Genomic DNA, 19,229 nt, shown 5'->3' on the forward strand with positions numbered 1-19,229 from the left:
ACGAGCCAACAACCAGGGTTCAAGCGCGCAGACGCGCCTGAGCCATCAAACCGTTACTGCTTATTCTGCGGTGACCACGCTGGGTTGCCCCAGGTTGGCCAGGCGTACGCTGTTCTGCACTTGCGCTACCTCGCTCGGCGAGCCGATCGGGCCCATGCGTACACGGTGCAAGGTTTGCTGGTTACGCACGATGGAGCTGATGAAAACCGGCGCACTGACCATGCCGCTGAGCTTGGACCTTAACAGTTCTGCCGCATCCGGGTTGGCGAAAGCGCCGACCTGCAGGTATTGCCCACCGGCCATGGAGGCGCCCGCTGCCGCGTGAGGTATCACCACGGTATCAGGCGCATGCTGCGCCGGTGGCGGCGTCCATTGCTCGATCTTGCCGGTGGAGGCCGTCACTTGCGGTTGCGGGGTTGGCGGTTCGTTGAGCATCAACGGCGCCGGCTTGCCACGCTGGGCCCAGTACTGCGCCGGGTCGATGCCTTCGACTTTTACTCGGGCGGTGCCAGTTTCGGCATACCCGAGTTTCTTGGCGGCCGCGTAGGACAAGTCGATGATGCGGTCCGAATAGAACGGCCCACGGTCATTGACCCGCAGGATCACGGTGCGGTTATTGTCCAGGTTGGTCACGCGCACATAGCTGGGCAGCGGCAGGGTCTTGTGGGCCGCGCTCATGCCATACAGGTCATACACTTCGCCGTTGGCCGTGTTCTGGCCATGGAACTTGGTGCCGTACCAGGACGCGGTGCCCGACTGCACGTAGGTCTTGGATTCCTGCAGCGGGAAGTAATTCTTGCCCAGCACGGTGTAGGGGTTGGCCTTGTAGGGGCCGGTGTGCAGGGTCGGCGTAGCATCCGGGATTTTCGACACATCCACATCCCACCACGGCGCGCCGTCTTTGTGCGCGCGGTTGATGTCCAGGCCCGGCTGGGCGCGCACCACCGCACCGCCCGCCTTCTTGGCCGGCGCACGGTTAGGGGTGGTGGAACAACTGGCTACCAACAAGGACAACGCGGCGAACGCCACCAGCTTGAGCGGTTTTTTGAACGGCGATACCCGCATTACTTGTTGCCCCGTGCTTGAACCAGCTCATCTGACAGCTGATGCACGGCCATGGCGTACATCACACTGCGGTTATAACGCGTGATTGCGTAGAAATTTTTCAGGCCCATCCAGTATTCAGGGCCATTTGCGCCTTCCAGGCGGAATGCCGTCACCGGCATGTCATCGCGTGGCGCATTCTGACTCGACCAGCCCAGCGCTCGCAACTCCCCAACGGTCTTGACCGGTTCGATACCTTGGGTCAAGCCCTCGTCGGCGCGCTCGCCCGTGACATCGGCGCGGATAACCACCGGCTCGCCGCCAACCCAGCCGTGGCGCTTGAAGTAGCTGGCCACGCTGCCGATGGCATCGTCGGGGTTGCTCCAGATATTGATGTGCCCGTCACCGTCGAAATCCACCGCATAGGCGCGAAAGCTGCTCGGCATGAACTGCGGCAAGCCCATCGCCCCGGCGTAGGAGCCCTTGAGGCTCAGCGGGTCGACCTGCTCTTCGCGGGCCAGCAACAGGAATTCGCGCAGTTCCTTGCGGAAGAACTCGGCGCGCGGCGGGTAATCGAAGCCCAGGGTCGACAAGGCGTCGATCACCCGGTAGCTGCCGGTGTTGCGCCCGTAGAAAGTTTCGATGCCGATGATCGAGACGATCACCTGGGCTGGCACGCCGTACTCCTGCTCGGCGCGAGCGAGGACTGCCTCGTGCTGGCGCCAGAAATCCACGCCGCGGGCGATGCGCGCATCAGTGAGGAACATCGGGCGATAGTCCTTCCACTGCTTCACGCGTTCGGCGGGGCGAGAGATGGCGTCGAGGATCGCCTGCTTTTTCTGGGCTTCGCGGAACACGCCCATCAGTTGCTCGCCGGCAAAACCGTAGTCGCGGGTCAGCTCACCGACAAATTCGGCAACCTGGGGAGAGCCATCGTAGTCACCGGCCTGCGCCTCTTGCGTTGCCCCCAGCAGCCCGATCAGGCCCATCCAGGTCGCATGCCGAGTCGCCCAGCCGCGCATTACTTGCATTGACATCTTCACCTTATTCAAACCTGTGCGATCCACTTGCGATGCGTATGAATCGACATCAAAACCCCAAACGCTGACAGCAATGTCACCAGCGAAGTTCCGCCGTAGCTAATGAATGGCAACGGCACCCCAACCACCGGCAGCAGGCCACTGACCATACCGATGTTGACGAAAACGTAAACAAAAAAAGTCATGGTCAGGCTGCCGGCGAGCAATTTGCCGAACAGCGTCTGCGCCTGGGCCGTGATCACCAGGCCGCGACCAATCAACAGCAGATAGATCAGCAACAACGCGCAAATGCCCACCAGGCCGAACTCTTCGCCCATCACCGCGATGATGAAGTCGGTATGGCTCTCGGGCAAGAAGTCCAGGTGAGACTGGGTGCCCAGCAACCAGCCCTTGCCAAATACCCCGCCGGAACCAATGGCTGCCTTGGACTGGATGATGTTCCAGCCGGTGCCAAGCGGGTCGCTCTCCGGGTCGAGGAACGTGAGGATCCGTTGCTTTTGGTAGTCGTGCATAAAGAAGAACCACATGGCCACGGCCACGGGCACGGCGGCGGCCAGTACGCTGAGGATCCAGCGCCAGCGCAGGCCGCCCATGAACAGCACGAACGCGCCACCGGCGAGGATCAGCAACGAGGTGCCCAGATCCGGCTGGCGCACGATCAGCACGAAGGGCACGCCGATCAGGATCAGGCTGATGGCCACGTGTTTGAGCTGCGGCGGCAAGGTGCGCTTGGACAAGTACCAGGCAATAGTGGCCGGCATCAGGATCTTCATGAATTCCGACGGCTGGAAGCGAATCACCCCGGGGATGTTGATCCACCGCGTGGCCCCCATGGCGTTATGGCCCATGACGTCCACCACCACCAGCAGCAACACGCCGGCGACATAGCCCAAGGGCACCCAGCGCGCCATGAAGCGCGGCTCCAATTGGGCGATCACCACCATCGACAGCAGGCCCAGGCCAAACGAAGACGCCTGCTTGATCAGCAAGTCCCAGTTCTTGCCGCTGGCCGAATACAACACGAACAGGCTGCCGGCCGCCAGGGTCAGCAGCAGGATCAGCAAGGGGCCATCAATGTGCATGCGTTGCAGCAACGTCGCACGGCGACGCATCACATCTTCGCTGGAAAGGATGCGGTCAAAATTACTCTTCACGGGCCGTAACCTCGGGGCTTGAAGGGGGGCCGCCATACTCGGGCTTGAGCCGGCCATCGTCGGCCAGCAGCCAGGCGTCCATGACCTGGCGTACCACTGGGGCGGCGACGCCGGAGCCGGACTCGCCGTTCTCGACCATCACAGCCACCACGATTTTCGGGTCTTCCGCCGGGGCAAAGCCGACAAATAAGGCGTGGTCGCGGTGGCGTTCCTGCACCTTGGAACGGTCATACTTTTCGCCCTGTTTGATCGCGACCACCTGGGCCGTACCACTCTTGCCGGCAATACGGTACTGCGCGCCGATCGCCGCCTTGCGTGCGGTGCCGCGAGCGCCGTGCATTACCTGCTGCATGCCGTGGTTGACCTTGGCCCAGTCGGACGGGTCACGCAGCACGATGTCAGGAATCGGATTGTCGTCCACCGGCTTTTCGCCTTCGATGGTCCTGGCCAGGTGCGGTCGGTTCCACACGCCTTTGTTCGCCACCAGCGCCGTGGCCTGGGCCAGTTGCAGCGGTGTGGCCTGCATATAGCCCTGGCCGATACCCAGGATCAGGGTTTCGCCGGGGAACCACGCCTGGCGGCGGGTCGCACGCTTCCACTCTCGCGACGGCATCAGGCCGGGAGATTCTTCGAACATATCCAGCGAGACTTTCTGACCGAGGCCGAACTTGCCCATGTAGGCAGACAGCCGATCAATCCCCAGCTTGTGGGCCAGGTCGTAAAAATAGGTGTCGTTGGAGCGCATGATCGCGGTGTCCAGGTCGACATAGCCGTCACCGGAGCGGTTCCAGTTACGGTATTTGTGGTCATAGTTGGGCAGCATGTAATAGCCAGGGTCGTACACCCGGCTTGAGGCTGTGACCACGCCAGCATCCAGGCCGGCAATCGCCACCGCCGGCTTGATGGTCGAGCCCGGTGGGTACAGGCCGCGCAACACGCGGTTGAACAGGGGCCGGTCAATGGAATCACGCAGCTCGGCGTAGGCCTTGAAGCTGATGCCGGTCACAAACGGGTTGGGGTCGAAGCTGGGCTGGCTGACCATCGCCAGCACTTCGCCGGTCTTAGGGTCCAGCGCCACCACGGCACCCCGCCGACCGCCCAGGGCCATCTCGGCAGCTTCCTGCAACTTGATGTCCAGGCTCAGGACAATGTCCTTGCCCGGCACCGGATCGGTGCGCTTGAGTACCCGCAATACGCGGCCACGCGCATTGGTCTCGACTTCCTCGTTACCTACCTGGCCATGCAACTCGGCCTCGTAGAAACGCTCGATGCCGGTTTTGCCGATATGGTGGGTGCCGCTGTAGTTGATCGGGTCGAGGGTTTTCAGCTCTTTCTCGTTGATCCGCCCCATGTAGCCAACCGAGTGGGCAAAGTGCGGCCCTTGCGGGTAATGCCGCACCAACTGCGCCACCACTTCCACACCTGGCAGGCGGAACTGGTTCACCGCAATGCGGGCGATTTGCTCTTCGGTCAGCTCAAACAGAATAGGCACCGGCTCGAACGGCCGGCGCCCCTGCCGCATGCGTTTCTCGAAGACCACCCGGTCTTCCGGCGTCAGTTGCAGCACCTCGACGATGACATCGAGCACCTGCTTCCAGTCGCCGGAACGCTCACGGGTCATGCTCAGGCTGAAGCTGGGCCGGTTATCGGCAACCACCACGCCATTGCGGTCGAAGATCAGCCCACGGGTCGGGGGAATCGGCTGCACATGCACCCGGTTGTTTTCCGACAGCGTGGAGTGATAGTCGTACTGGATCACTTGGAGGAAATACAGCCGCGCAATCAGCACGCACATCAGCACCACCACCAAAACAGCACCGAACACCACCCGCGCGCGTACCAGACGTGCGTCTTTCTCGTGGTCCTTGATGCGGATCGGTTGGGTCATCGGGGGCGGCGCAGACTATTTGTGGTAAGGGTGCCCGGACAGGACTGTCCAGGCGCGATACAGCTGTTCACCGATCAGAATCCTTACCAACGGGTGCGGCAACGTCAGCGCCGACAGCGACCAGCGCTGATCGGCCCGCGCACAGACTTCCGGCGCCAGCCCTTCCGGGCCGCCGACCATGAAATTGACCGTGCGCGAATCCAGGCGCCAGCGATCCAGTTCCACCGCCAGTTGCTCGGTGCTCCAGGGCTTGCCGTGCACTTCAAGGGTGACGATGCGCTCATTGGGGCCGACCTTGGCCAGCATGGCTTCGCCTTCCTGACGGATAAAGCGCGCCACGTCGGCGTTCTTGCCCCGGGTATTGAGCGGTATTTCCACCAGTTCAAGCGACAGCTCAGCGGGCAGACGCTTGGCATATTCGTGCCAGCCTTCTTCCACCCACTTGGGCATGCGTGAACCGACAGCGATCAGACGCAGGCGCACAGCCGTTCCTTATTCCTGGTCTTTGTTGAGTTTGTCGAAGTGCGCATGGCCCACTTCCGGGCTGTGGTGCTTGCCATCGGCGGCACGGCTCTGCTCGGCGCCTTTCCACAGACGCTCCAGGTCGTAGAACTGGCGAGCGTTGGAAGTCATCATGTGAACGATCACATCGTCCATGTCCAGCAACACCCAGTCGCTGTCGCCCTTGCCTTCTTCACCCAGTGGCTTGACGCCCTGGGCTTTGACGGCTTCGCGAACCTTGTCCAGCATCGCGCCGATCTGGCGGTTGGAGGTACCGGTGGCGATGATCATGAAGTCGGTGATGCTCTGCTTGTCGCGCACGTCCAGCACCTGGATGTCCTGGGCTTTAACGTCTTCCAGGGCAGCCACGGCGACTTTCACCAGCTCTTCGCCAGCCAGTTCCGGGCCGACATGGGCTTCAACCGGCAGCGGTGCGCTTTTGAAGGTGCCTTTGCGCTTAACTTTGCTTACGTCTTTGTTCGTCATATAAAACTCGTTTTGCTCGTATGTTCGGGCGCTTGCTGCACGGTCGTGCGTTCAAGCGCGCCTTTTTTAGTTCGACGCACGGTAAAGCCCGTGCGCATCGATGTAGGCCAGGACCGCGTCAGGCACCAGGAAACGTACCGACTTCCCGCTGGCCAGCAGTTGACGGATCTGGGTGGCGGACACCGCAAGCGGGGTCTGCCAGACGAATGCAATATTCCCGTTCGGCCCGGTCAGGGCCAAGGGGTCACTTACCGACCGCGCGGCCAGCAGGTTGCGCAAGGCATCCGGCGGTTCGCTGTCGGCATCCGGGCGTTGCAAAACCAGGATGTGGCAATGCTGGAGGAGTTCCTCCCAGCGGTGCCAAGAGGGCAGGCCGCAAAATGCGTCCCAGCCCAAAAGCAGAAACAGTGGGTCATCTGCGGCCAATTCGGCGCGCATCAGCTCCAGGGTGTCGATAGTGTAGGACGGTTTATCGCGCTTGAGTTCGCGATCGTCCACCACCAGCGGCGATATACCTTCTACGGCAACACGCACCATTTGCAGGCGTTGCTCGGCGGCCACCTGCGGCGTGTCGCGATGGGGCGGCCGGAAATTGGGCAGCAGGCGCAGTTCATCCAGCGCAAGGGCATCCGCAACTTCCAGGGCACTGCGCAAATGGCCGATGTGCACGGGGTCGAAAGTACCGCCGAGCAGCCCGATGCGTTTAGTCATCAAGTGCGCACATGACCGTCGCCAAACACCACGTACTTCTCACTGGTCAGCCCTTCGAGGCCCACCGGGCCGCGTGCGTGGAGCTTGTCGGTAGAAATACCGATCTCAGCACCCAGGCCGTACTCGAAGCCGTCGGCAAAACGCGTCGAGGCGTTGACCATCACCGAAGCGGAATCCACTTCGTTGAGGAAGCGCCGGGCATCGCTGAAATGCTCGGAAACGATGGCGTCGGTGTGCTTGGAGCCATAGGTATTGATGTGTTCGATGGCCTGGTCCAGGTCGTCGACGATGCGGATCGACAGGATCGGGGCCGTGTACTCGGTGTACCAGTCCTGCTCGGTCGCCTCGATGACGTCCGCGCCCAGCAACGCCCGGGTGCGCTCGCAACCGCGCAGTTCTACCGACTTGTCACGGTAGATGGCAGCCAGCGGCGGCAGCACGCGCTCGGCAATGCCTGCGTGCACCAGCAGGGTTTCCATGGTGTTGCACGGCGCGTAGCGGTGGGTCTTGGCGTTGTCGGCGATGCGGATCGCCTTGTCGAGGTCGGCGGCGATGTCGATGAATACATGGCAGACGCCGTCCAGGTGCTTGATAACTGGCACCTTGGCATCGCGGCTGACGCGCTCGATCAGGCTCTTGCCACCCCGCGGCACGATCACGTCGACGAATTCCGGCATGGTGATCAAGGCACCCACGGCAGCACGGTCGGTGGTTTCCACCACTTGCACCACTTCGGCTGGCAACTCGGCAACGGCCAGGCCCTGCTGGATGCAGGCGGCAATGGCGCGATTGGAGTTGATCGCCTCGGAACCGCCACGCAGGATGGTGGCGTTGCCCGACTTGAGGCACAGGCTCGCGGCGTCGATGGTCACGTTCGGGCGCGACTCATAGATGATGCCGATCACGCCCAGCGGCACGCGCATCTTGCCTACCTGGATGCCGGACGGCAGGTAACGCATGTCGCGAATTTCACCGATGGGGTCAGGCAGTTTGGCCACCTGACGCAAGCCTTCGATCATGTCGTCGATACGCGCCGGGGTCAGCGCCAGTCGGTCCAGCAGGGCTGGCTCCAGGCCATTGGCGCGCCCATTGGCCAGGTCCAGCTCGTTGGCGGCAGTCAGCTCGGAGCGCGAAGCATCCAGAGCATCGGCAGCCGCCAGCAGCGCACGGTTCTTCTGCGCAGTGCTCGCACGGGCGATCAACCGCGAGGCCTGCCGGGCAGCGCGACCCAAGCGGGTCATGTAGTCAAGAACGGACTCAGTCATGGTCAGGGAGTCTTGGCAAAGAGGAAAGCGGCAGATTATAGCTGTGACGCCGCCCGACTGACAGCGGTGAGGGGCGGATGGTCGAAATGAACTGTAAAAACCCCAGGTTCAGGCGTAATTAAGGTGAGAGTTGTTATGATTCGGTCACATTTAGCCGTATCAACCCTTGACCGCCATGCCCGACTTTTCGCCCCAGCTCCCCGCCAGCCCCCTGCCCGATAGCTTCTTCGACCGCGACGCCCAACTGCTTGCGCGCGAATTACTCGGAAAAGTCATTCGCCATCGCGTGGGCGATCTCTGGCTTTCGGCACGAATTATTGAAACCGAAGCCTATTACGTGGCCGAAAAAGGCAGCCACGCCTCACTCGGCTACACAGAAAAGCGTAAGGCTTTGTTTCTGGATGGTGGCCATATCTACATGTACTACGCCCGTGGCGGTGATTCGCTGAACTTCAGCGCCCATGGCCCGGGCAATGCCGTGCTGATCAAATCGGCCTATCCCTGGGTCGATGACATTTCCGGCGCGGCGAGCCTGGCACAGATGCTGTTGAACAACCCCAACCCCGATGGCAGCCCACGCCCCTCGCAAAAACTGTGTGCGGGCCAGACGCTGCTGTGCAAGGCGTTGGGCCTGAAAGTGCCGATGTGGGATGCCAAGCGCTTCGACCAAGAACTGCTGTTTGTCGAAGACGTGGGCCAAGTGCCCACGCAGATCATCCAGACCACGCGCCTGGGCATCCCCAGCGGGCGCGATGAGTACTTGATGTACCGCTTCGTCGATGCTGGCTATGCGCCTTATTGCACGCGGAACCCGCTGCGTCGGGGGCAGGTCGAAGGCCGGGATTATTTTTTGATTTGACCGTGCAGAACCCAGCAACACATCCCATGTGGGAGCTGGCTTGCCTGCGATAGCGGTGCGTCAGGCAACTTCAATGCTGGCCATGCCGCAGCCATCGCAGGCAAGCCAGCTCCCACAGTTGAATTTCACCGTCTCAAATTCTGTTTTGTATGCATGGAGTGGATTGTATGGGCCAATGGCTCGATAGCATCACCGGCTGGTTGACCCTCAACCCACAATGGCTGGCAGCGGCGGTGTTTATTGTCGCGTGTGTAGAGTGCCTGGCGATTGCCGGGTTGATCGTGCCAGGCACTGTGTTGCTGTTTGCAATCGCCGCGCTGGCTGGCAGCGGTGCGCTGTCACTAAGTGAAACCCTGCTGCTGGGCTTCCTCGGCGGCTTGTTGGGCGACGGCGTTTCCTATTACCTGGGCCGCCACTTCCATCAGAACATCCGGCGCCTGCCCGGCCTGCGCCAGCATCCTGAATGGATGAACGGCGCAGAAACCTACTTTCACAAGTATGGGATTGCCAGCCTGTTGGTCGGGCGTTTCATTGGCCCATTGCGTCCCATGCTGCCCATGGTCGCGGGTATGTGCGACATGCCCTTCCCGCGCTTTGCCGCCGTGAGCATCCTTGCGGCAGCGGGCTGGTCGGTGGCCTATCTGCTGCCGGGCTGGGCCGCCGGCGCCGCGTTCCGCCTGCCGTTGCCGGAAGGTTTCTGGCCGGAAGCGGCGATTATCGCGGCGTGCCTCGCGGTGCTGCTGGGGCTGAGTGTGAACAGCAGTTGGCGTGGGCATCGGCGCGCCACCTTGTGGATCGGTTGCGCCAGCCTGGTGTTGTTGATCGCACTGTTTATCGGCTACCCCCATCTCAATGACTTCGACCAGGGCCTGAGCGCACTGGTGCAGGAACATCGCAGCCCGTGGCTGGACGAAGTGATGGTACGGGTCACCCAACTGGGTGAGTTCAAGAAGATGTTTTTCGCCAGCGCCGTGTTCACTGGCCTGTTGCTGTTGGCACGGCAATGGCGCCACGCCGTGTTTGTCGGCGCGACCCTCGCCGGCGCAGCAGTGATCAACACCGGCACCAAGCTGTTTTTCGCCCGTGGCCGCCCGGAAATTCTAACCGACCCGCTCACCAGCTTCAGCATGCCCAGCGGCCATGCCTCCGGTGCCTTTGCCTTCTTCCTGGCGCTTGCGGTACTGGCCGGTCGCGGCCAACCCACGCGGCTGCGCCTGACCTGGATGCTGCTGGGCTGCATTCCCGCGGCGTTCATTGCCTTATCGCGGGTGTACCTGGGCGCCCATTGGCCGACGGACATCCTGGCAGGCACGTTGCTGGCGATGACCGTGTGTGCGTTCAGCCTGACGGCCATCCAGTACCGCAGCCCATTACCAGCCATGTCGCAAAAAGCCTGGTGGCTGGTGCTGCCCGCCGTGGTGGCCGTGCTCGGTTTTATCGCCTTTACCGGTACGCCCCACGCCCTGCTCAGGTACGCCTACTGACCCTTGGCCGGGCCGATCCAGTCCACGGAGGCGCTGCGCCGTTCAACGCAACGTTCGCGGCGCTCCAGCAGCATCTCATCGGCCACTTCGGCGGCGCGCTCGGCGATGTACTCCGCGCCCCGCGTGGCTTCCTGCTGGAGTAATTGCGTGGTCACGCTGACAAAATAAGCGTCCCACGCGACTTGTTCCGAGGGGGTCAGCCGAATCATGGTTATCTCCGATCATTGTTGTGCGATCGGAAAATAGTGCAGGCGGCTCAGTGGAGGCGACCGAGCAAAGTCTGAAAGTCCTGTCAGGCAAATCCGAACATCAGGTGAACAGCTCGCCCTGCAATTCATCGAGCAACAGCTGGATCGCATCCAGGCGCTGCCCTGGGTCGTCCAGTTGCAGCAAGTCGATCTTGTCGGCCTCGGTAAACGGCAGCAGATAGGCCAATCGGTTGCCCAGGGCTTGCTGGCCTTCGACGTCACCGCCCATGTCCAGCGAAGCCACCATCGGGTGCTCGGCCAGGGCCTCAAGCAACGCCAGTAAGTCGGCGTCCTCTTTTTCGCCCAGCGGCTGGTCCGGCAACTCTTGCAACCATTGCACGTCGGCCACCAGCAAGTGGTCTTTCTGCACGCCGGCCTCACGCACGCGGAAACGACGGCCCCCTTCGACGCGAATGCCCAGCAGGCCGTTGTCCTGCTGTTTGAAGTCACGAATCAGCGCTTCACAACCGACAAGCGCATAACCGTCAGGGGCCATGCCCACCTCCGAGCCATCCAGGAGGCATACCACACCAAAGCCTTCGCCCTTTTTCATACAACGGCCGATCATGTCCAGGTAGCGCGCCTCAAATATCTGCAAGTCGAGGGTGCAGCCTGGGAACAGCACAGTGTTGAGGGGGAATAGCGCCAGACTCATAACTGTTTCCTTAAAACCTGGTTTAAACAATGACCGACACCGCCAACGGCAGGAACACCGCCGTGGCCACGCCCATCAAACTCATGGCCAGCGCCGCGAAGGCGCCGCATTCTTCGCTTTCCTGCAAGGCCACCGAGGTGCCGACGGCGTGGGCGGTCATGCCCAAAGCCATGCCGCGCGCTTCGGGGCTGCGTACACCCAGGCGCGTCAAGAGCGCTGGGCCGATCATCGCGCCGACCACCCCAGTGATCAACACAAACACCGCTGCCAAGGCCGCCACGCCGCCGATCTGCTCGGCCACCAGCATGGCAATCGGCGAGGTGACCGACTTGGGCGCCATGGTCATCAGCACCCTGTGCTCGGCCCCGAACCACCATCCCAACGCCACACAAAGGCCGGTGGCCAATACCCCGCCTACCACCAGCGTAGTAAATATCGGCCAGAACAATTGGCGAATCCGTCGCAGGTTCAGATAAAGCGGCACCGCCAGGGCCACGGTCGCAGGCCCCAGCAAGATGCCCATGATCTCGGTGCTCTTGCGGTATTCGGCGTAGCTCAGCCCGCAGGTGAGCAGCACGCCGATCACCAGCAGCATCGACACCAGCACCGGCTGCAGGAAGATCCAGCGGGTTTTCTCGAACCCCGCCAGCACCAGTTGATAGGCACCCAGGGTGATACCGATACCGAACAGCGGGTGATGAATGACCGCCGTCCAGGCGCCCTGCCAGTCGAGGATCATTGGTCCTTCTCCTTGCGCTTGACCATCTGCTGCATCAGCACACCGACAAAGCCCATGGCGATCACCAGCGACAACACCAACGCCCCGACGATGGCCCAGAAATCCGCCACGATGTCCTTGGCATACACCATCACTCCCACGGCAGGCGGCACCAGCAGCAGCGGCAGGTAACGCAACAGGCTACCGGCCGCCAGGCTCAGGGGCTCGCCGACTTCACCGCGCCAGACCAGAAAGCCCAGCATCAGCAACAAGCCGATGATCGGCCCCGGCAGTACCGGCACCAGCAAATGATTGATCGCCGTGCCGATCAGTTGAAACAGCACCAGCCAGGTCAGGCCACGTAACAGCATCCCGCTCTCCCCCTCAAAACTCGCGCGCATTATAAGCATGCCCGCCCTATGCTCCGGCATTCGCCAAAAGCATGTTAGGTTGACCAGGCTGATTGCCCATGATGATCTACATTGGTTCTCTGTAACCCATAAAAACGCCCCTTATCAACGGGCACATAAGTGATGAACCAAGGAGAGACGCAATGCCCTATGTACCCGTAGCGCAGCTCAAAGATTACGTCGGCAAGGAACTGGGACGTTCCGAATGGCTCACCATCGACCAGGCGCGTATCAACCTGTTCGCAGAAGCCACCGGCGATCATCAGTTCATCCACGTCGACCCGGTCAAGGCGGCGCACACCCCGTTCGGCAGCACCATCGCCCACGGGTTCCTGTCGCTGTCGCTGATGCCCAAGCTGATGGAAGACATCCTGATCATGCCCGAAGGCTTGAAGATGGCCGTCAACTACGGCCTGGACAGCGTGCGCTTTATCCAGCCGGTGAAAGTGAATTCCAAGGTGCGCCTGAACGTCACCCTCACTGACGTCACCGAGAAGAAGCCGGGCCAATGGCTGTTCAAGGCCACGGCCACCCTGGAAATCGAAGGCCAGGAGAAGCCGGCTTACATTGCCGAGTCGCTGTCACTGTGCTTCGTATAACCACCACACCCCCACTGTAGGAGCGAGCTTGCTCGCGAAGGTCGTCAACGATAGCGCGCGCTGGCTGAATAAATGCGGCGCCTGTGAGTTTTTCGCGGGCAAGCCCGCTCCTACAGGTGGTAGGTCCTGCGCATAGACCACTAGGTTCGGCACCCCGGCTACGGCATACTCGGCGCTCAATTATCCGGATCCCGCTATGCGCCCACTCGCTCCCCTTGCCCTTGCCCTGTTGCTCACCGCTTGCGGAGACGGCGAATCGCTGTTGCCGCCCGATGCGCGCCTGCCCGATGGCGGCCGCTACCGTGGCGATGTGGTCAACGGTTTGCTGCAAGGCCAAGGCCGTGTGGACTACCCCAATGGCAGTTGGTACGCCGGCCAGTTCGACAAAGGCCAGTGGCATGGCCAGGGCGAATGGCACGGCAGCAATGGCGAAGTCTATAAAGGCGAATTCAAGCAGGGCCTGTTTGATGGTCAGGGCAGCCTGACCACTTCGGGCAGCAGCTACGTGGGCGGCTTCAAGAATGGTCGACGCAACGGCGAAGGCACCCTCAAAGAGGGCCAGATGACCTATCGCGGCGAATTCCAGGACGACCAGTACTCGGGCCTCGGCCGCCTGGAACTGGCCGACGGCAGCCAGTACCAGGGCCAGTTCGCCCACGGCAAGCCCAATGGCGAAGGCCAGCGCAATGACGACAGCGGCAACCAGTTCAGCGGCCGCTTTGTCGATGGCCAACTGGAAGGCAATGGCACCTTTAATAGCGCCGAGGGCGATATCTATGTCGGTCAGTTCAAGCAGAACCAGCTCAACGGCAAAGGCCGCTACGAGAACGCCGACGGCGATGTGTGGATCGGCCAGTTCAAGGAAGGCGCGCTGACCGGTAAAGGCGAACTGATCGGGGTCGATGGCAGCCACTATGTCGGCCAGTTCAGTGACTGGCGCTTTACCGGCGAAGGGCGACTGAACCTCACCGATGGCAGTTTCTATATCGGTGGCTTCGACAGCGACAACTATCAAGGCCGTGGCACCCTGGTACTGACCGACGGCACCGTGCAGTCCGGCACCTGGGTCAATGGCCTGCGCGTACGCGACGCCGAGGGCAAGCTGCTGCCCGACCCGTTGGAGACCGGCATACTGGCCCAAGGCCGCTTGCTCGATGACGCCCTGGCAGCCGTGCCCGCGTCCACCCCAGCCGTGGAGCTGTACACCCTGGTGCTGGCCGGTGACGGCAAACAAAGCGTGTTCCTGCGCGAAGCCGATTACGTCAGCAACCTGCTCGCCACCCGCTTCGGCGCGCGCGGGCAGGTGCGCCTGGTCAACCACCGCGACCATATCGCCGACCGCCCCCTGGCCACCCGCGAAAGCCTGCGCCGCTCCGTACAAACCCTGGCCGAACGGACCGGGCCGGAAGACCTGGTGTTCATTTACATGACCAGCCATGGCACCCATGAGCATGAACTGGTGCTCGACCAACCGCGCATGGAACTGGCCGACCTGCCCGCCGATGAGCTGGCCGCTGTGCTCGCACCGCTGAAAAACCGCGACAAGGTCATCGTGATCTCCGCGTGTTACTCCGGCGGCTTCATACCCGCGCTCAAAGATGAGCGCACCCTGATCATGACCGCCTCCCGCGCAGACCGCGTGTCGTTCGGCTGCTCGGAAGAAGCAGACTTCACCTACTTCGGTGATGCCCTTTTCGCACAAGCTTTCAACCAAACGGATGATTTGCAACAGGCCTTCAAACTGGCACAACTGCATGTGGCCGAACGCGAACAGGCGGACAACTTCGAAGCCTCCGAACCGCAGATCTGGGCGCCTAAAGGCGTGATCGCCCATTGGCAATTATTACGTAAACAGCAGGCACGAAAGGCGCTCGAAAGCGTCTCAATGAATAGCAAGGAAGCCAAAGGCAACTAAGCTGTAACGTGTAACAAGGGGGAAACACCATGTACCTGACACCGCAGCATATCTTGCTGGCCGGGGCTTCCGGCCTCACGGGCGAACACCTGCTCGACCGCCTGCTCAACGAACCCACCGTGACCCGCGTGCTGGCACCCAGCCGCAAACCATTGGCTGAGCACCCACGCCTGGAAAACCCGGTGGGCGAGCCGGCGGTGTTCCTGCCGCAACTGAGCGGCCGCGTGGATATCGCCTTCTGCTGCCTGGGCACCACGATCAAAAAGGCCGGCTCGGAAGCGGCGTTCCGTGCGGTCGACCTGGACATGGTGGTGGCCTTCGCCAAGCGCGCACGGGAACTGGGCGCGCGGCACCTGATCGTGATCAGCGCAATTGGCGCCGACCCGAAATCCTCGGTGTTTTACAACCGGGTCAAGGGGGAAATGGAACTGGCGCTCCGAGCGCAAGACTGGCCGCAGTTGACCATCGTCCGTCCCTCGCTGCTGCTGGGCGAACGACTGGAACCGCGCCTGGCCGAGCAGTTGGCCGGGCCTTTGTCACGGCTTATTCCGGGCAAGTACCACGGTATTGAAGTCTGCGAACTGGCCCGCGCCATGTGGCGCCTGGCGCTGGAGGAGCAAGATGGCGTGCGGGTGGTCGAGTCGGACGAGTTGCGCAAGCTCGGCAAGTAATGATGCAGGGCTGGTAATGGCCTCATCGCAGCATCGGTATCTACACAACGCTGTAGCGCTCAACGCTAACCACGATGCGAAGCGAGCCGCTCTTGATCTGCTTTTGATCTTAGGCGCCCCGTTAAACCACGCTGGCCGGAATTCGACAGGGATTTGGGGGGCAAACCGGCAGGGATGCCGGTTTAGCCGCCCCGCGCCATGGATGGCGCGTGGCGGCGCCCCCCCAAATCACTGGCGAATTACGGGCACACCGAGCCCAAGCGAGGTGCCGAGTGGTGGGGCAAGAGCGTTTTGCTTACTTTTGCGCTTCTCAAAAGTGAGCCGCCGTCAGGGCGGAACCCTAAGTGGCCGTTACCGCAGCAATGGATATGTACACAATCCAACTGTGTTGACTGCCAGGCCGCCTTCGCAGGCAAGCCAGCTCCCACATTTGGATCGCGGGGCATCAGATAGATATGCGCTGGCCGCCGGGGGCCGGCCCAGACAGCCACTCTCTACAGCCCGCCCGTGGCGTTGAAGCCAACCCCCAACACCGTCAACACCGACAGTGGCAACAACAAGGTATCGAGCAACGCACTGGCCGGCAGGTCGAGATGGGGATAGCTCGGGGCCTCGGCACCAAAGCGGTCCTTGGCGCAGCAGCCACCATTGATCGCATACAGGTCCAGGCGCGTGCCGGCATACACCACCGGTGCGCCCGGTTGCGCCGCATCCAGCGTACGCGCCGTGGCGCAGCCGGTAAGTTGCAGCGCCATCACGAGCAGCAGCGCTTTATTCATCGCCGCCCAGGTGGTGCTCACCCCAACGAGGCAGCATGTCCTGGGGAATGTTCAACAGGTTGAGAATGCGCGCCACCACAAAGTCCACCAAGTCATCGATGGTCTGCGGCTGGTGATAGAAGCCAGGCGACGCGGGCAGAATAGTCACGCCCATGTTCGACAACTTGAGCATGTGCTCCAGGTGAATGCTCGAATACGGCGCTTCGCGCGGCACCAGAATCAATTGGCGGCGCTCCTTCAGGGTCACGTCTGCCGCCCGTTCGATCAGGTTATTGCAGGCGCCCGTGGCAATCGCCGACAAGGTACCGGTGGAGCATGGCACCACCACCATGGCCGCTGGCGCACCGGAGCCTGAGGCCACCGGCGACATCCAGTCCTCTTTGCCGTAGACCTTGATCTGCCCCGCCGCCGCACCGGTGTACTCGGTGAGGAACGCCTGCATCATCTGCACTTTGGAAGGCAGCGCGACATCAGTCTCGGTCGCCAGCACCAACTGCGCCGCCTTGGAGATCAGAAAATGCACTTCACGGTCTTCACGCACCAGGCAATCGAGCAGGCGCAGGCCGTAGGGCGCACCGGATGCGCCGGTCATCGCCAGGGTAATGCGCTCCGGCCCGCTCATTTCAGTGCCTCGGCCAGCTTGCCGTGCAGGCCGCCGAAGCCGCCGTTGCTCATGACCACCACGTGGGTGCCGGGCTGGGCCAAGGCCTTCACCTGCTCAATGATGCCTTCCAGCGAATCGCAAACTGTCGAAGGTATGGTGCACAGCGCAGCAATGCCCGGCAAATCCCAGCCGAGGTTGGCTGGCGCATACCACACCACCTGGTCGGCATCGTTGACGCTTTCGGGCAGGCCATCACGGTGCGCGCCCAGTTTCATGGAGTTGGAGCGCGGCTCGACGATCGCGATGATCTGCGCATCGCCAACACGCTTGCGCAGGCCATCGAGGGTGGTGGCAATTGCGGTTGGGTGGTGGGCAAAGTCGTCGTAAATGGTAATCCCATTCACGTCGGCGACTTTCTCCATGCGCCGCTTCACACTCTTGAACGCGCTCAAGGCGGCGATGCCCATGGCCGGCACCACGCCGACATGCCGAGCGGCAGCCAGGCTCACCAAGGCGTTGGCCACGTTGTGCTGGCCAGTCATGCCCCAGTCGACGATGCCTTGGGCCTGGCCTTCGAACAGCACTTCAAACCGCGAGCCGTCGTCGCTGAGCAACCTGGCCTGCCACTGCCCGCCCGCGCCGGTAGTTTGCACCGGGGTCCAGCAGCCCATGTCAATCACACGTTGCAACGCAGGCTCGGTGGTGGGATGAATGACCAGGCCTTCGCTGGGAATGGTGCGCACCAAATGGTGGAACTGCCGCTCGATCGCCGGCAGATCGGGGAAGATATCTGCGTGATCGAACTCAAGGTTATTCAGGATCGCCGTGCGCGGGCGGTAGTGGACGAACTTGGAGCGCTTGTCGAAAAAGGCGCTGTCGTACTCATCGGCCTCGATCACAAAAAACGGTGTCTCACCCAGGCGCGCCGACACCGAGAAGTTCTGCGGCACACCGCCAATCAGAAAACCCGGGCTCATGCCCGCATGCTCCAGCACCCAGGCCAGCATGCTGCTGGTGGTGGTCTTGCCGTGGGTACCCGCCACTGCCAGGACCCAACGGCCTTGCAGCACATGGTCGGCCAGCCACTGGGGGCCGGAGACGTAAGGCAAGCCTTTGTTCAGTACGTATTCCACCGCCGGGTTGCCGCGCGACATGGCGTTGCCGATGACGACCAGGTCCGGCACCGGGTCGAATTGCGAAGGGTCGTAGCCTTGGGTCAGCTCGATACCTTGCGCCTGTAGCTGCGTGCTCATGGGCGGATATACGTTGGCATCGGAGCCCGTGACGTGATGGCCCAGCTCTTTGGCCAGAACCGCCATCGAACCCATGAACGTACCGCAGATACCCAGAATATGAATGTGCATAGTCGACCTCGTAAACATCGAGGCAGGTTAGCGTAGGGTGGGAAAGTTCGCACGCTTTAGCTGAGCGCGAAACGCCCGCCGGCAGGATCCAGCGGGCAAAAGGTTTGCCTTAAACGGTGGCCTCGGCTTTTTTGGCTTCAGCCTCTTTCAGCGTAATGATTCTGTCAGCCACTTCTTCCAGGGCGCGATAACGGCGCTCGATCAAGCCTAAACGACCGCCGGTGCCGGGGGATGTTTGCGGCTCTACATAAGGCTCGAAATTGACGCCATTCTCCGGCGCCACTTGCTTCATGTGCGTCTCTGAAACGCTCATTATCCGCTCAAGGTTACTCAACCGAGCCCCGCGCTCCTTGGGCCAGGAGTCGTTCATGGCAAACCTTTCATCGTCTTTTCCCGCCGCCAGCGTGTACAACACGTTGGCAAACTGCACCACTACCTTCTCTACCCGGTCCAGATGGGGGGTAGTCGAAGGCGCTGGAACATCCGCTGTGGATGGGGCATCTGCTTGCGAGGCGGGCTCGGGCTTTGCAACGCCGGGCAAGTGCGGTGGTGGCAATGTCCCCGGCACATACTGGCCCTTGATCGCCTCCCCCGCGGCCACGGACCCGGCATATGCCCCCACATTGATCGGCGCACTGACCATGCCATTGACGCCTGCGGTGATGAACGCATCCTTGATCATCTTGCCGGTCGAGGGCGAGGTGGAAATAACGCCCGCCTTGACCAACCTGTCGGCATCCAGAAGACGCTGGGTGACATCGGCCATACTGACTGTCGGAGGATCCACCGGTTTTACCGTCACAGGCCCACTACTGGTGGGTGCATGAGGGTCTT

General features: G+C 61.8%; 21 protein-coding genes. 5 read left to right on the forward strand and 16 right to left on the reverse strand.

What is annotated here, in order from left to right:
• Positions 1-60 precede the first annotated feature (60 nt).
• The 8 genes from DK871_RS14010 to DK871_RS14045 form a co-directional block, all read right to left on the reverse strand.
• A complete protein-coding gene (locus DK871_RS14010) occupies positions 61-1,065 on the reverse strand; it encodes a septal ring lytic transglycosylase RlpA family protein (RefSeq protein WP_161905456.1) in 1,005 nt (334 codons plus the stop codon).
• Complete coding sequence (mltB, locus tag DK871_RS14015) at positions 1,065-2,075, reverse strand: lytic murein transglycosylase B (RefSeq protein WP_047711860.1); 1,011 nt, start codon at positions 2,073-2,075, stop codon at positions 1,065-1,067. The genes DK871_RS14010 and mltB overlap by 1 nt, the downstream gene beginning before the upstream one ends.
• A 17-nt stretch (positions 2,076-2,092) precedes the next feature.
• Positions 2,093-3,196: a rod shape-determining protein RodA gene (gene rodA / locus DK871_RS14020; protein ID WP_044268991.1), complete on the reverse strand. Its 1,104-nt coding sequence runs from the start codon at positions 3,194-3,196 to the stop codon at positions 2,093-2,095.
• Positions 3,197-3,227: 31 nt separating this feature from the next.
• A complete protein-coding gene (gene mrdA, locus DK871_RS14025; RefSeq protein ID WP_003194477.1) occupies positions 3,228-5,126 on the reverse strand; it encodes a penicillin-binding protein 2 in 1,899 nt (632 codons plus the stop codon).
• 15 nt (positions 5,127-5,141) lie between these two features.
• Positions 5,142-5,609 carry a 23S rRNA (pseudouridine(1915)-N(3))-methyltransferase RlmH gene (rlmH, locus tag DK871_RS14030; RefSeq protein ID WP_003176297.1) on the reverse strand — a complete coding sequence of 156 codons (468 nt, stop codon included), beginning with the start codon at positions 5,607-5,609 and terminating at the stop codon, positions 5,142-5,144.
• Positions 5,610-5,618: 9 nt separating this feature from the next.
• Entirely contained in the window at positions 5,619-6,113 is a 495-nt protein-coding gene (gene rsfS / locus DK871_RS14035) for a ribosome silencing factor (RefSeq protein ID WP_003176298.1), read from the reverse strand.
• Positions 6,114-6,179: 66 nt separating this feature from the next.
• Positions 6,180-6,824, reverse strand: coding sequence for a nicotinate-nucleotide adenylyltransferase (gene nadD / locus DK871_RS14040; protein ID WP_032895153.1), 645 nt, complete (start codon positions 6,822-6,824; stop codon positions 6,180-6,182).
• Complete coding sequence (locus DK871_RS14045; RefSeq protein ID WP_034126904.1) at positions 6,824-8,089, reverse strand: glutamate-5-semialdehyde dehydrogenase; 1,266 nt, start codon at positions 8,087-8,089, stop codon at positions 6,824-6,826. The genes nadD and DK871_RS14045 overlap by 1 nt, the downstream gene beginning before the upstream one ends.
• A 175-nt stretch (positions 8,090-8,264) precedes the next feature.
• On the opposite strand from DK871_RS14045, the gene DK871_RS14050 reads away from it, so the two are divergent.
• Positions 8,265-8,948 (forward strand): DNA-3-methyladenine glycosylase, encoded by a 684-nt coding sequence (locus tag DK871_RS14050; protein WP_161905457.1) that lies wholly within the window; start codon positions 8,265-8,267, stop codon positions 8,946-8,948.
• A 167-nt stretch (positions 8,949-9,115) separates the two neighbouring features.
• Entirely contained in the window at positions 9,116-10,432 is a 1,317-nt protein-coding gene (locus DK871_RS14055; RefSeq protein WP_161905458.1) for a bifunctional DedA family/phosphatase PAP2 family protein, read from the forward strand.
• Here DK871_RS14055 and DK871_RS14060 read toward each other — a convergent pair.
• From DK871_RS14060 to DK871_RS14075, 4 genes are all read right to left on the reverse strand, one after another.
• Positions 10,426-10,641 (reverse strand): hypothetical protein, encoded by a 216-nt coding sequence (locus DK871_RS14060; protein WP_003194488.1) that lies wholly within the window; start codon positions 10,639-10,641, stop codon positions 10,426-10,428. The two genes, DK871_RS14055 and DK871_RS14060, sit on opposite strands and share 7 nt — an antisense overlap.
• A 100-nt stretch (positions 10,642-10,741) precedes the next feature.
• On the reverse strand, positions 10,742-11,335 hold the full coding sequence (locus DK871_RS14065; RefSeq protein ID WP_161905459.1) for an LON peptidase substrate-binding domain-containing protein: 594 nt from the start codon (positions 11,333-11,335) through the stop codon (positions 10,742-10,744).
• 22 nt (positions 11,336-11,357) lie between these two features.
• Complete coding sequence (locus DK871_RS14070) at positions 11,358-12,074, reverse strand: LrgB family protein (RefSeq protein ID WP_032895141.1); 717 nt, start codon at positions 12,072-12,074, stop codon at positions 11,358-11,360.
• Complete coding sequence (locus DK871_RS14075) at positions 12,071-12,424, reverse strand: CidA/LrgA family protein (protein WP_003194494.1); 354 nt, start codon at positions 12,422-12,424, stop codon at positions 12,071-12,073. Before DK871_RS14075 ends, DK871_RS14070 begins: the two co-directional genes overlap by 4 nt.
• A gap of 182 nt (positions 12,425-12,606) precedes the next feature.
• Here DK871_RS14075 and DK871_RS14080 point away from each other — a divergent pair, with 182 nt between their 5' ends.
• From DK871_RS14080 to DK871_RS14090, 3 genes are all read left to right on the forward strand, one after another.
• Complete coding sequence (locus DK871_RS14080) at positions 12,607-13,062, forward strand: MaoC family dehydratase (RefSeq protein ID WP_161905460.1); 456 nt, start codon at positions 12,607-12,609, stop codon at positions 13,060-13,062.
• Positions 13,063-13,258: 196 nt separating this feature from the next.
• Positions 13,259-14,977: a C13 family peptidase gene (locus tag DK871_RS14085; protein WP_161905461.1), complete on the forward strand. Its 1,719-nt coding sequence runs from the start codon at positions 13,259-13,261 to the stop codon at positions 14,975-14,977.
• 29 nt (positions 14,978-15,006) lie between these two features.
• Entirely contained in the window at positions 15,007-15,648 is a 642-nt protein-coding gene (locus DK871_RS14090) for an oxidoreductase (protein ID WP_003194500.1), read from the forward strand.
• A 494-nt stretch (positions 15,649-16,142) separates the two neighbouring features.
• On the opposite strand, the gene DK871_RS14095 is transcribed toward DK871_RS14090, so the two are convergent.
• From DK871_RS14095 to DK871_RS29135, 4 genes are all read right to left on the reverse strand, one after another.
• On the reverse strand, positions 16,143-16,427 hold the full coding sequence (locus DK871_RS14095) for a YceK/YidQ family lipoprotein (protein ID WP_161905462.1): 285 nt from the start codon (positions 16,425-16,427) through the stop codon (positions 16,143-16,145).
• Positions 16,420-17,049, reverse strand: coding sequence for a flavin prenyltransferase UbiX (gene ubiX / locus DK871_RS14100; protein WP_032895136.1), 630 nt, complete (start codon positions 17,047-17,049; stop codon positions 16,420-16,422). The genes DK871_RS14095 and ubiX overlap by 8 nt, the downstream gene beginning before the upstream one ends.
• The gene (gene mpl / locus DK871_RS14105; protein ID WP_161905463.1) at positions 17,046-18,395 is read right to left on the reverse strand and encodes a UDP-N-acetylmuramate:L-alanyl-gamma-D-glutamyl-meso-diaminopimelate ligase; all 1,350 of its coding nucleotides are present in this window, start codon (positions 18,393-18,395) and stop codon (positions 17,046-17,048) included. Before mpl ends, ubiX begins: the two co-directional genes overlap by 4 nt.
• A gap of 109 nt (positions 18,396-18,504) precedes the next feature.
• Positions 18,505-19,161: a hypothetical protein gene (locus tag DK871_RS29135; protein ID WP_256677467.1), complete on the reverse strand. Its 657-nt coding sequence runs from the start codon at positions 19,159-19,161 to the stop codon at positions 18,505-18,507.
• Positions 19,162-19,229: the final 68 nt, after the last annotated feature.

Origin of the sequence: Pseudomonas sp. L13 (genome assembly GCF_009935965.1) — a bacterium.
Classification (GTDB): domain Bacteria; phylum Pseudomonadota; class Gammaproteobacteria; order Pseudomonadales; family Pseudomonadaceae; genus Aquipseudomonas; species Aquipseudomonas lactis.